Source organism: Thermodesulfitimonas sp. (assembly GCF_052743955.1).
The window spans coordinates 1-13,142 of the sequence record NZ_JBRAIN010000051.1 but is presented as its reverse complement, the minus strand read 5'-3'; the positions used below and the strand labels follow the sequence as shown (position 1 = coordinate 13,142).

Sequence of the window (13,142 nt, the reverse complement as noted above, 5' to 3'; positions counted from 1 at the left end):
GGTTTGAAGCCCTGCTATTTTATACCGCCGAACACAACAGGTGCTAAATCCCGAACCGGCTTTCGGCGATGGCCCGGTCGATCTCCTCCTGCAGCACGGGCGGCAATCCTTCGATGCGGACGTTTAAAAAGCCCCGGACAATTGTCGCCGTAGCCTCGTCTTCGTCGAGACCGCGGGCCATCAAGTATTCAATCTCCTCCTGCGCCACTTTGCCCACTGCCGCTTCGTGGGAAAGCTCCACGTTGGCTACCCGGGCGTCAAGCTCAGGAACCGCGTAGATTCGGCCGGATTCCGAAAGCATCAATCCCCGGCATTCGAGATGCCCCCGCACCCCGGCCACCTCACCCGCGATGTAACCCCGGCTAATAATCTCCCCCCCGGTGGTTATAGTGCGGGAGACAAGCTCGGCTCTGGTTCCCGGCGCACTTAAGAAAACCCGGGAACCGATATCCATCTTTGTCCCAGGCGGGGCGATGAGAATGGTGTTATAACGGGCAACGCTGTTCCGCCCCACGAGGCGCGTAAAGGGATTCATTAAGATATCTTTAACCCCGCTCAGACAGATATAGTTGGAGAGGAAAACGGCGTCTTCTTCCGCCAGGGTAGCACCGCGCGGGCGGACAACCACGTCCCGGCCCCAGTTATGGATCATGGTGGAGGTAAGCTTGCCACCTTTTTTTACGTAAATCTCGGTTATCCCTACGTGAAGACCTCGGTGGACGAAAGCGCCGGTCGCGCAACCGGCGATCACGTCCAGGCTCGCCCCCTCCTCCACGATGATAAGGTTGCGCACCTTCTGCGCCAGACCCTCATGTCCGATGTACATCCCCGCCTGAACAGGGTAGCGGGCCTTTACCCCCGGCAGGACCCGGACGAAGAAGCCGCTGAGCGGCTGTCCCGACCGTCGCTCCTCCGGCAGGAGGGGAATCAACCGTCCTATATAACCCTCAACCCACGGGTAGCGCGTCGCCGCCTCCTGAATACCAAGCACCTCCACGCCTTCCTGGTCGCTGCGGCAGTGGACGACGGAGTGGTCGAGCTGCATAAAGGTCCCGGACCGCCCCGCACCAGTCACATCGAGCCCGGTATGCAAAAGGCGCTCCTTCTCCGCTGTGGGCAGAAGGGTCAAATCTTCGATATAAGGGTGCGCTTCCGCTTCCTGAACAAAAACTTCCTCTTTCTTCGCCATCGCTTCCCATCCCTCCGGCCTCTTTAAAGGACACAACGGACGCACTCGCCGTAGCCGACCCGCTTGATGCAGCTGAAGAGCTCCCGCGGGTTACCGCTGCACGAGAGGCGGCCCTTATAAAGCACGTGTCCGACATCCGCTTCCACGTAGTTGAGAATGTATCCCGTATGGGTGATGATGAGTCCCGACTTGGTCCGGCCTATCCGGATTTCCCGTAGGGAACGTTTGTCCCGCGGCGCAACCTCTTTTTCCAGAAGCCGGTTAATCGCCGTACCGATTAAAGCCATATTTTCCAAGTCGACGCCCGACTCGGGCTCATCCAGCAGTACCAGGTCGGGATTCTGAGCCAGCAACTGGATCAGCTCCGAGCGCTTCAGTTCCCCGCCCGAGAAGCCATGGTTGACCTCCCGGTCAAGAAAATCCGTTAAATCCAAGCTCTGGGCAAGGGTTTCGACCGAAACATCGTGCCGGGCCGCGATCCGGATGATGTTGCGCAACAGGACCCCCCGAAGCGTTGGCGGCCGCTGAAAGGCGATCCCTATCCCGCGCTTTGCCCGTTCGTTGACCGGCAACGCGGTCACGTCCTCGCCGCGAAAGAAGATCCGGCCCTCAACCACCCGGTAGCGCGGAAAGCCCATAATCGTTCCGAGCAGCGTCGATTTGCCGGAACCGTTAGGGCCAAAAAGAACGTGTGTTTCCCCCGGTTTGATCTCCAGGTTGATATCCACCAGGACCGTGCGGTCACCGATGGCAACGGTCAGGCCTTCTATCTTTAGCATCCTTTACCCCTCCTACGCGCGACTAAAAGCCGCCACAAAGCTGCCCTGCGGCACCCGGAGCGCCGCCGCCACAGGGCGGCATTTGGCCTTCAACAAGTGAAAAACCCTCCCGTCATTCATCTCCGAAAAACTCTCGAAATATCCCATCCCTTTCGCTAAAATCAAGTCTGCCCGCTCGTAAAGCGCCCTGAAGGCCGGTGAAGCGGCTTCGAGGTCGAGCCCCGGTGAATCGGTGCCGGTGGTTTCTACCCGGCCAAAGGCCTCCCGGAGCCTGCTCGCTTCCAGGTCGGCCAGGGTGAGGTCGTTTTGCACCGGCGCCCCTTTCACGACGTAGACCGCCTCTTCCACCGCCACGGCCAGACGCCGGAAAAGAGGGAGATCAAAGTAACACTCGCCGGCGTTGTCTGTCAAGAAAAGGAGGCAGCGCGCCCCCGCTAACCGCTTGAGAAACGCCGGTATTTCATCGATGTAAAACTCCACCGGCATCTTCATCTCCGCGGCAACCGTCGCCAGGTCCCGAAAAAAATCGATGCTGTTTCCCAAAGCGGCCAGCCGAAAAAGGCTCGTCCAGTCATCATTCACGGAAGGAGAAACCTCGCCAACCACTCGCGCTGATAGGGCAAGTTCCCCCTCTTTGACCTTTTTGAACGGGTCCGGGTTCGCAGCGGTTTCCCTAACCACCCGCTGGACCGCTGCCGCGATCTGGGCCGGAATCTTGTCCCGCGAGAACTCGGCTTCAAGGACCGCTCGGCCCGCGGCCAGCGCTTTTTCCCGGAGCTCCGGCACGTCTGTAGCCAGGGTGGCCGTGGTAACTATTAACCGGTCAAGACAGGCGTAGCATTCTTCTACCGCGCGCATTCTTTTCCACCACGCCAATATTATACTTCGTTTCGGGCGGCCGCGTTAAGAATTTTGCGAAAAGCGGGACCATCTGGAAAACTCAGGCCAGCTCCGCCACCGTTACGCCCGGGCCGCCTTCACCCGGCCCGCCGGGCCGGAACGAGCGCACCCTAGGATGGTGGGAGAGGTGCTCCCGAACGGCGGCCCGCAGCGCACCGGTGCCGTGGCCGTGGATGATCTCCACGCGGCCCAGTCCGGCCAGAAGCGCCGCATCGAGGTGGCGCTCGAGGTTTATCAGGGCCTCCTCAACCCGCTGCCCCCGGAGGTCAATGGTGGGACTGGCGGCAACCGCCGCGCTCGCCAAGCGGACGCCGCCAGCGGGCTGCCGCCGGGATACCGGCCGCACGGCCCCAGGCGGAAGCTCGACGCGGAAAGAGCCGACCTGCACGGTCACGCCTTGCGGCGAAACACCGACGACCGTCCCCTCCTGCCCGAAACGCGGGATGTAAACCGCCGCTCCCACGGTCAAAACCCCTGGCGCAGCCTCTTCCGGCAGTTCCGGCGCCGCCTCCTCGTAACGCGCCGTTAACCGGCGCAAGCGCTCCCGCGCCGCCTGAACTGCCTTCTCCTGTTCCCGCCGCTCCTCTTCGCGCAGTTTCCCCCTGAGTTCCCGAACGATCTCCTCCGCCTCGCGCCGCGCTGCCCGCACTAAGGCTGTGGCCTGTTCGCGGGCTTCCGCCAACAACTTTTCCTTGCGTACCGCCAACTCCCGCATCTTTTCTTCGTAGGTGGCCTTGAGTGCCAGCGCCTCCTCCTTGAGACGGGCGGCGGCAGTGGCATCCCTTTCCGCGCTGCGCCGCACCCGCTCGAGTTCCTGCGTCAGCTCCCGCACCCGCCGCTCTTCGGGACCCAAAAATTCCTTCGCCCGCGCAATTAACCGGGCGGGAAGGCCGAGCCCCGCGGCGATCTCGAAGGCGTTCGAACGGCCCGGCTGCCCAATGACCAGACGGTAGGTCGGGGATAGGGTTTCCGGATCAAAATCCACCGAAGCGTTCGCCACGCGGGGACGCCCGGCGGCAAACTCTTTCAACTCGCCGCTGTGGGTGGTGGCAATGGTGCGGACGTTGCGCCGCGCCAGCTCCTCGAGAATGGCGCAGGCAAGCGCAGCGCCTTCCCGGGGATCGGTTCCGGCTCCCAGTTCGTCTAGCAGCACCAGAGAACGCTCATCCGCTTCCCGGAGAATAGCAGCGAGGTTATGGATGTGGGAGGAAAAAGTGCTCAGGCTCGCGGTGATGCTCTGCTCGTCGCCGATGTCGACAAAAACTTTGGCAAAAAGGCCGATTTCAGTCCCTTCTGCCGCCGGGATCTCCAGCCCGGCCTGGGCCATCAGAACGCAGAGGCCGACGGTTTTGAGCGCCACGGTTTTCCCTCCGGTATTCGGCCCCGTAATAATCAGGATATCGAAATCCCGCCCGAGGCGTACGTCTATGGGCACCGCCTTTGTCCCGAGAAGCGGGTGCCGGGCCCGCCGGAGGTTAATCTCGGGAACCGGTAGGAGTACCGGCGTTACGGCGTCGAGGCTTGTACTATAGCGCCCCTTCGCCAGGATGAAGTCGAGGCGGCCGAGGGTTTCGGTCGCGGTCAGAAGTTCCCCGGCTACCGCCCCCACCGCCCGGGTGAGCTCGGCCAGAATCCTTTCGATTTCGCGTTGCTCGGCGGCTTTTAACCGGCGGACCTCATTCCCCTTCTCCACCACGGCCAGCGGTTCGATAAAGAGGGTCGCCCCGCTGGCCGATTGATCGTGGATCAGACCTTTTATCTTGTCTCGGTGTTCGACCCTGACCGGTAGCACATAGCGCCCTTCCCGGATGGTAATTATCGGCTCCTGAAGGTACTTCTGCCACGCGGGGGAACGGATAAATTTTTCCAGGATTTCTTTAATCTCCACCCGCAGCCTTTCGATCCGGCGGCGGATCTCGGCCAAGCGCGCCGACGCCCCGTCGGCTACTTCGCCCGGAGGCCGGAGCGCCTTTTTCAGTTCCTCTTCCAGCTCCGGGAAAAGGGGTAACCTCCCGCACAGCCGCCCGAGAACGTGGTATTTCGCCCCCCGCTCCCGGAAAAAAGCCTTTACACGCCGGATGGCGGCCAGGTTCTCACCCACCTGATAGAGTTCCGCCGCCTCCAGAAGGCCGCCCTGCAGCGCACGCCGCAGCGCCGCGCGGATGTCGTACCAGCCGCCAGCCGAAAAACCAGGCTCCAGGCGTAAAAGCTCCCTGGCTTCGGCCGTTTCCGATAGCCGCCGCCTAACAACTTCAATCTCGGTTGCGGGAGTTAGGCCCGCGGCCAGCTCGCGGCCAATGGGACTCTCCGTTAGCCGCGCCAGATGCTCCCGAACCAGGTCGAACTCAAGGCGGCGCAAAACCCGCTCGTCCAAATTCTTACACTCCCAACTGCCGGCGTCTGCAACCCCAGCCTGGCTCCCTATCTCAAACGACACCGCGGAAATAGTGGCCCCGCGTAAAATCGCCGCCGGCCAGCTCCTCCTCTAGTTTTTCATAAGCCTGGGGGTAGCCCCCGAGCGTCGCGTCGAGCGCCTGCCGGTAAGCCCGCGTGACGCGAGACACATAGGCGGCGTCTTCCAGGCGGGCCTCGATACGGAGCCCCGCTACGCCCGCACGCACCAGCGCCGGCAGGAACCGGAGCATCACCAGTTCCTGGCTATTAAAGATGTGCATCCGGCAGGCGGTATCCGGATAGACCGGGAAAAGCACGCCCAGGCGGTCGCGCAGCGCAAAGCGCCGCCCGCGGCAGGGAACGTTACAGGCCCGGTTCGCCCCCATTCCTCCTAAAACCGCCCCCACCACGCAATATTCCGAAACCATCAGGGGAAGGCGACCGTGGACGAGAACCTCCAGCGGCAGCGGGCTCCGCCCGGCAATCGCCTCTACCTGGCGGAGCGTTAGCTCCGGTGAGAGGACCGCGCCCTGCGCCCCTCGCTCCTGAAGAAAGGTTACCGCCTGCAGGTTGAAAACGTTCAGGTAGTAGTCGGCCCAGACGGGCACCCGGACCGCCTCTATCAGCGCCCTGAGCAGGCCGAGGTTACCGGCCACCACCCCGCTGAGAACCCCCGCAGGCGCTTGCTGGCAAAAAGCGAGTGTCGCCGCCAGCTCCGCATCCTTAGCCACACGCGGCGTCAGGAGAAAGAACCCCCGGCCTTGCGCCCGCACGTAGTCCGCAACCGCCGCGAGCCCCGCACTGTCGGCACCATCAGCCGCCCGGAACCGGAACTCCTCCCCACCGAAGTAAATTCGGTCGGCCCCGGCGGCGACAGCCGCCTTGACCGCTGCCGGCGTCCCGCAGCTCACCGCCAGGTAAACTGCGGCGTCACGAGCGCCGGAATTGGGCGCACAGACAGCGTCTTTAAGCCGCGCGGCGAAAAGCCCTTCATCGAGAGGCTGGGGACGGCGCGCCCGCACCTGCGCCAAGGCGGCGATGGCCTCCCGCCGGACCATGTTAATCTCGCTTACGGGAATGAAGAGGCCCTCACCGACCTCCCCCGCGAGCGCCACTAACTCAAAGGGCGTATTACCGAGCCGGCCCAGTTGCTCCCGCAGCAGCTCCAGAGTCAGCGGTCGCTTCTCTGCCCTCACCGCGAGGCTTTGCGTTGCAGCCGCCCCGCTATGCCCCGCCGCATCCGCCACCGTAACGCGCAGCGGCTCACCTTCCCGGAGGTGTACCCGAAAGACAACCGGGATTTTCCTGAATTCCCGGCCGTTGAAGCTCGCCTGCGCCTCCCGCAGCAGCGCCGCATCGGCCGTTTTGAAGACCCGGTCCCCCGGCCTGATCTTGCCTTCCGCGGCCACCTTTACCACCGCCCCCGCCGCAGCAGCCTCTACCTCCCCGCCCTCAACGAGAAGGCGCCGGACTTCGGCGCCGACACGACCCCCTTCAGACACCCAGAACTCGAGCCCGTCGCCCACCCGAAGCGGTAGGTTGAGTTTGATGGTGGCGATCTTTCGGCGCCGGTCGTAGTCGAGCACCCTCCCTACGGGAACGCCGCGGTTGTTCGGCCGGCGGTAACTCATAAGATCCCGCCCGGGCCGGCCGAAGAGGTAGCCCGAGGAAAAGCCCCGGTTGAAGATCTGAGCAAGCGTAAGGGTTTCCTCCGGGAGGACGAAAAAGCGCCCTGCCGCCAGCCTGTCGAGCAGCCGCCGGTAGATGCGCACAACCGTTGCCACGTACTCCGCCCGCTTTATCCGGCCCTCAATCTTCAGCGCGTCTACCCCCGCTGCCGCCAGCGCAGGCAGGTGGTGGCTCAGATTGAGGTCGCGCGGGGAGAGGAGAAACGCACCTATTTCTTCCGGCTGAGCCACCGCCCGCCCGCCTGAATCGCAGAGGGTGTAAGGAAGGCGGCAGGGTTGCGCGCACATCCCGCGGTTGCCACTTCGGCCCCCGATCAGGCTCGACATCAGGCACTGGCCGGAGTAGCAGATGCAGAGGGCCCCGTGGACGAAAACTTCCACCTCGAGGCCGGTCCCCTTTTTAAAAGCTTCAATCTCCCGCAGGGAGAGTTCCCGCGCCAGAACGATACGGCGGACCCCCGCCTCCCCCACCAGAAGCGCCCCGGCCGTGTTATGCACGGTCATCTGCGTGCTCGCGTGCAGGGGGAGTTCCGGCAAAACCATGCGGGCAAGGCGCAAAAGGCCGAGATCCTGAACAATCACGGCATCAGCGCCGGCCTCATAGACGAAGCGGAGGAAGCGTGCCGCCTCCTCCATTTCTTCGTCCGCGATAATGGTGTTAACCGTTACGTAAACCTTCACCCCGCGAACGTGGGCGTACTCGATAGCTGCGGTGAGCGCCCGCGTGGTGAAATTAGGCGCCTGCCGCCGGGCGTTGAAACCCTTTCCCCCCAGGTAAACCGCATCGGCGCCATTCTGGATCGCCGCCACCAGGGCGTCCCAGTCGCCCGCAGGAGCCAGAAGTTCCGGAACCCGCTTCACACTCTGGCCACCCGAATTAACCCGGAAGTAGTGATAATCTCGATGCCCTGCCTGGCAAGCGCATCAAGGAAAAGGTTCATCCCGAGCGAATCACTGGCCATGTGGCCGGCAATCACCACGTTAATGTTGTTTTTCTCTGCTTCTTTGCGGTGCTCCTCCTTAATGTGCATACCCACGACGGTACCGACACCTGCCACCTGTAGCTTGGCGTAGGCCTCCGGCGAGCCACTCGTCCCCCCGGTCATATCGACGAAAATCTTACCGGCGCGCCGGTCTTTCTCCCCCACCACAATTGTCGGGCCGGCACCCTGCTTCGCCGCCGTTTTGTACTCCGGGATCTCCTTCAGTACCTTGACCACGTCGCTGAGCCGCTCCGGTTTCCGTTCGTCAAAAAGGCGCTGCAGGTAGTTGGTTACCAGGTTGTCGGCAGCGGTATGGACGCACATCAGCGGCAGGTCAAGCAGCCGCGCCGCATCTATCGCCCGGAAGTGGTTGAGCGGCATCAGCCCCCGCTTCACTTCGCTGATCCGCGAAGCCATTATCCCTTCCGCCACGTTGATGGGGACCCCGAAGTAGGCGAGCACGTCTTCCTGGAGGTGCATCACTTCGTAAAGCGCCGCCAGCGCCCGCCCCTCAGGGTGGTGCGCGATGATCAGATCGACCGGCTTACCTTTCGCCGCGAGCCGGTCAGCTAAGAGCACCTCCTGAACCTCCACGTCGATCCCGACCAGGACCCGCCGCACCTCTTTTTCTGGATCGCCGTAAAGGATGCGGGTATCGCTGTAAGGATTGGTCAGTTTCTCCAGATCGTAATCCTCTTTCTCGTCCTCCTTGAGTTCCTCGTAGCGTTCCCGCTCCTTAGCTAAAAGGGCCCGGACCGCTTCCTCGCCCCGCGGATCGCGGCTGATCCCCATCTCTACGGCAAGCGCATAAATCTCTTTGATCTTCACCGACTTTACCCCCTTAAGTTACTTGGCGCCGGAAGGCGCGACCTGGCGAACCGGCAACCGGCCCCGCCGCAAGGACTCTCCTGCCTGCCTCCCGGTCTGCCGCTACTAAAGCTATTTTATCCTGAAGCTCGTGCTTCTAAGATTCGCGCCCAACCTCTTAATCCTTACCGGCCGCTCATCTTCCGGGTTCTCTCTTCGCTCTCGATCAGTTTCACTAAATTATCATACTCGTCCTTGAGCCGGAGATACTCGTCCGCGATATTAAGCGCTGCCGCCACCACGGCCTTGGTAAGCGGCACCCGTGCGTTCCGTATCCGGGCCTCCTTGATCTTCTGGCTGACGAAGCGCGCCACCCGCTCAATGTGTTCCGGAGGGGCATCACTTCTTAGGACATAAGGCTCGCCGGCGATTTCGACTTCCACCCGGTTCTCCTTTTCCGGCATATCCTTCCCTCCAATGTGGCGTTACGCAGATTTTCGCCACATTGGTTCAAATTCCTGCATCAGGAACGGAGAACCGCGCCAAACTCTTCCTGCAACCGTTCCACCACCAGACCGACGAGCCCGGTCACTTCCTCATCCGTGAGGGTGCGGTCATCCGCCCGGAAGAGCAGGGAGAAGGCGATACTTTTCGTTCCCGGAGGCAGCTTCGGCCCCTGATAAACATCAAAAACCTGGACGCTGCGCAAAAGGCCCCCCCCCGCCGCCTTAATTGTCGCCGCCAACCTCGCCGCTGGCAGGTGTTCGGGAACGATAACCGCAATGTCCCGCACAACTCCCGGAAAACGCGGCAATTCGGCGAAAACCACCGGCCGCTGCGCCGCCCTCAGGGCCACGACATCGAATTCCGCGACCACCACCCGCCGGGGGAGGTCGTAAGCTCTGGCAACCTCCGGGTGGATTTCGCCCATAAAGCCGAGTGGTTCGCCGCCGGCCAGAACACGTGCCGCGCGCCCCGGATGAAGTGACGGGTGGTCTTTGAGCGGCTCGAACACCTGATCCGCAATCCCTAGCCCCTTAAAAAGAGCAGCAGCGACGCCCTTCAGGAAAAAGAAGTCGAACTCCCGCGGTGGAAATTCCCAGCCGCGCGGCTCCTTTCCCGTAACCGCCAGTCCGAGTTTGAGCCGTTCTTCTGGCAGCGCCGCCGCGCCCTGCGGGTAAAAGACCCGCCCCACTTCGAAAATGGCCACGTCGTCCACCCGCCGCGCCAGATTCCGGGCCAGCACCGCCAAAAGCCCCGGGAGAAGCGTGGTGCGCAGCACCGACTGCTCCTCGCTAATCGGGTTCTTGAGCGTGATGACCCGGCGAAGGGGATCGTCAGGCGCCAAGCGCAACCGGTCAAAAGAGGCGGGGTGGATGAAGCTGTAGCTAATCACCTCGCTCAACCCCAAGCCGCAAAGAAGGTGGCGCAGCCGCTGCACAAAAGCCTCTTCCGGCGGCCGCACTCCTGGGGTCGTCGCCCCGCAGGGCAGCGTCGGCGGGATCCGGTCGTAGCCGTAAAGCCGGGCGACTTCTTCGACAATATCTTCCTCGAGCGCCACGTCGGGACGGAAGCTCGGCACGGAAACGACCCACTGGGACCCGTTCGCGCGAATCCCGAAACCGAGGCGGCCAAGACCGGCCAGCGCCTCTTCCTGCGGTACCGCCACTCCCAGGACCGCCGCTATCTTTTCTGGCCGGACGACCACCGTACGCGGCTCAGGCGGCGCCGGATAGTTATCCACCACCCCGGGAACCGCCCGGCCCGCCCCGATTTTTTCTATTAGTAAGGCCATCCGGTCCGCCGCCCGGACCGGGCCTTCGATATCGACGCCCTTCTCAAAGCGCAGGGAAGCTTCCGAACGGAGCCCGAGCCTACGGGAGGTCCGCCTGATGCTGCGCGGGTTAAAGTTGGCCGCCTCTAATAGAACCGTTTTCGTAGCGGCAGTCACTTCTGTATCCAGCCCACCCATCACGCCGGCAATGGCCACCGCCCGCTCGGCATCGGCGATTACCAGGTCTTCCGGCGTAAGTTCCCGCTTTACCCCATCAAGCGAGACGAGTTCCTCGCCGGGCGCCGCCGGACGGACGATGATCTTCCTGCCGCGCAGCGTCTCGTAGTCAAAAGCGTGTAGCGGCTGCCCGAGCTCGAGCATGACGTAGTTAGTAAGGTCTACCACGTTGTTGATCGGCCGCATCCCGGCCAGGCGCAGCCGCACCTGCATCCAAAGCGGTGAAGGGCCGATACACACTTCGCTGAAAACCCGGGCCGCGTAGCGCCCGCAGAGCGCCGGGTCCACAATCTCCACGCTGATATAGTCGGCCGCCGCGTCACCCGCGGCAGAGAGGACCGGAGGAGATTGGAGTTCTGTGTCTAAAATTGCCGCTACTTCCCGCGCCACGCCAAAGACCGAAAGGCAGTCGCCCCGGTTCGGCGTGAGATCCAGCTCCAAAACCGTCTCCGGCAACCCCAACAAATGGCAGATATCCTGGCCCACCGGCGTTCCCGGCGGCAGGATCATGATTCCCGCCGAACGTTCCTCCAACCCTAATTCCGCTTCCGAACAGAGCATCCCCTCGGAGGTCACGCCGCGAAAGCGGGCCTTCTTCAAAACGGTGCCGTCGGCCAGCCGGGCGCCAGGCAGTGCCAGGGGAACCACCGCGCCGGGGAAGACATTCGGGGCGCCCGTAACCACCTCGCAGACGGCCCCGCCGTGCTCAACCTCGCAGATGCTGAGCCGGTCGGCATTCGGGTGGCGGCGCACTTCGCGGATCCGTGCCGTCACGATTCCTCTTAGCGCTTCTCCCACCCGCGTTACAGTATCCACCGGGATTCCGGCCGCCGTCAAACGGTCGGCCAGCTCTTCCGGGGCGACCGGGATTGCGACGAACTCCTTCAGCCAGTTGACAGGTACCCGCACGAAACTGCCTCCCTTGGCCAAATATGGTCGGAATTAAAATTGGGTTAAGAACCGCAGGTCGTTATCGAAAAAGAGCCGGATATCGTTGATGCCGTACTTCAGCATCGCAATACGCTCGATGCCCATCCCAAAAGCGAAGCCTCGGCATTGCTCCGGGTCGTAGCCCGAAACGGCCAGCACCCGCGGGTGAACCATCCCCGCCCCGAGGATCTCCAGCCACCCGGTATGCTTACAGAGGCGGCAACCCTCACCGCCGCAAATCACGCAGGAAATATCCACCTCCGCACTCGGTTCGGTGAAAGGGAAATAGCTCGGGCGGAGCCGCAACCGCGTCTGGGGCCCGAACATCTCCCGGGCAAAGGTAAGCAGCACCCCTTTCAGGTCGCTGAAGCGGATCTTCGTATCCACGGCAAGCCCTTCAACCTGGTGAAACATCGGCGAGTGGGTGGCGTCGTCGTCCCGGCGGTAAACCTTTCCGGGGGCGATGATTTTGACCGGAAGCTGTGGTGCAAGCCGCTCGAGCGTCCGCACCTGCACCGGCGAAGTGTGGGTGCGCAGGAGGACCTCCTCGCTGATGAAGAAGGTGTCCTGCATGTCGCGGGCCGGGTGGTCCTTGGGCAGGTTCAACGCCTCGAAGTTGTAATAGTCGAGCTCGACCTCGGGTCCCTGAACGATACTGAAACCAAGACCTAAAAAGATCGCTTCAATCTCTTCGCGGACAATGTTGAGCGGGTGCCGGGACCCCAAAAGCACCGGACGCCCCGGCAGGGTAACGTCCACCGCTTCCGCCTCGAGACGCCGGAGCAACTCTTTCTCCCGCAGGACCGCCGCCCGCGCGGCGAGCGCCTCCTCGAGCTCTTCCTTGATTTTGTTAGCCTGCTGGCCGATAGCCGGCCTCTCAACAGCCGGTAAAGCTCCCATACGGCGCAGGATCTGCGTCAGCTTGCCCCTGCGTCCCAGAAAGCGCACCCTAACCGCTTCGATTTCCTCCAGGCTCTCCGCCGCGGCCACCGCCCGCTTAGCCTCCATCCCAATCTTTTCTAACTCCCCGAGCACTGCCAACCCTCCTACCTGGCGCCCGCCGCCCGAACTTTCGCCGCAGGCGGTCAAAAGGCGCTTTTCCCCAGAAGGCAATCAAAAGGCATCTTACATAATTTTAGCTTTAACGGCCTCATTTGTAAAACAAAAAAGCCCTTGCCCGCAAAAATGGGCAAGAGCCTCACTATCTTGCGCTCCTTCTACAGGACGAAACCTTACCAGTTGGTCTTCTGCCGTTTCCTTACCGCAACACCTCAGTGGACTGCAAGCCTCCGGTATAAAACGTAAGCGCGGATCGATCCCGTCCTTTCAAAGAGTCTCCAAAAAAACTCGGCGGTCCAGAACATCGGCTCACAACCTTTCGAAGACTTTTTGGAGCCCCTCGCTCAAATTATAACATACGGCCGTCCCGAAAACAAGGAAGGCCTTGCTGCCAAAATTTTT

The 13,142-nt window shown here is 62.3% G+C and carries 9 protein-coding genes; all 9 read right to left on the bottom strand.

The genetic code is table 11. The annotated features are described in order from the left end of the window. Positions 1-43 precede the first annotated feature (43 nt). Positions 44-1,189 (bottom strand): SufB/SufD family protein, encoded by a 1,146-nt coding sequence (locus ACUVTA_RS05815; RefSeq protein ID WP_445952026.1) that lies wholly within the window; start codon positions 1,187-1,189, stop codon positions 44-46. A 23-nt stretch (positions 1,190-1,212) separates the two neighbouring features. After that, the gene (locus ACUVTA_RS05810) at positions 1,213-1,968 is read right to left on the bottom strand and encodes an ABC transporter ATP-binding protein (protein ID WP_445952025.1); all 756 of its coding nucleotides are present in this window, start codon (positions 1,966-1,968) and stop codon (positions 1,213-1,215) included. Between the two features lie 12 nt (positions 1,969-1,980). Further along, positions 1,981-2,826, bottom strand: coding sequence for a damage-control phosphatase ARMT1 family protein (locus ACUVTA_RS05805; protein WP_445952024.1), 846 nt, complete (start codon positions 2,824-2,826; stop codon positions 1,981-1,983). 82 nt (positions 2,827-2,908) lie between these two features. Continuing rightward, entirely contained in the window at positions 2,909-5,242 is a 2,334-nt protein-coding gene (locus ACUVTA_RS05800; RefSeq protein WP_445952023.1) for an endonuclease MutS2, read from the bottom strand. Between the two features lie 52 nt (positions 5,243-5,294). Then, positions 5,295-7,811, bottom strand: a complete 2,517-nt coding sequence (locus tag ACUVTA_RS05795; RefSeq protein WP_445952022.1) for a DUF3656 domain-containing U32 family peptidase — start codon at positions 7,809-7,811, stop codon at positions 5,295-5,297. Continuing rightward, entirely contained in the window at positions 7,808-8,761 is a 954-nt protein-coding gene (locus ACUVTA_RS05790) for an NGG1p interacting factor NIF3 (protein ID WP_445952021.1), read from the bottom strand. The genes ACUVTA_RS05795 and ACUVTA_RS05790 overlap by 4 nt, the downstream gene beginning before the upstream one ends. Positions 8,762-8,925: 164 nt before the next feature. Continuing rightward, the gene (locus ACUVTA_RS05785) at positions 8,926-9,204 is read right to left on the bottom strand and encodes a cell division protein ZapA (RefSeq protein WP_445952020.1); all 279 of its coding nucleotides are present in this window, start codon (positions 9,202-9,204) and stop codon (positions 8,926-8,928) included. 59 nt (positions 9,205-9,263) lie between these two features. Then, complete coding sequence (pheT, locus tag ACUVTA_RS05780; protein WP_445952019.1) at positions 9,264-11,660, bottom strand: phenylalanine--tRNA ligase subunit beta; 2,397 nt, start codon at positions 11,658-11,660, stop codon at positions 9,264-9,266. A 33-nt stretch (positions 11,661-11,693) separates the two neighbouring features. Next, positions 11,694-12,689: a phenylalanine--tRNA ligase subunit alpha gene (gene pheS / locus ACUVTA_RS05775; RefSeq protein WP_445952027.1), complete on the bottom strand. Its 996-nt coding sequence runs from the start codon at positions 12,687-12,689 to the stop codon at positions 11,694-11,696. Positions 12,690-13,142: the final 453 nt, after the last annotated feature.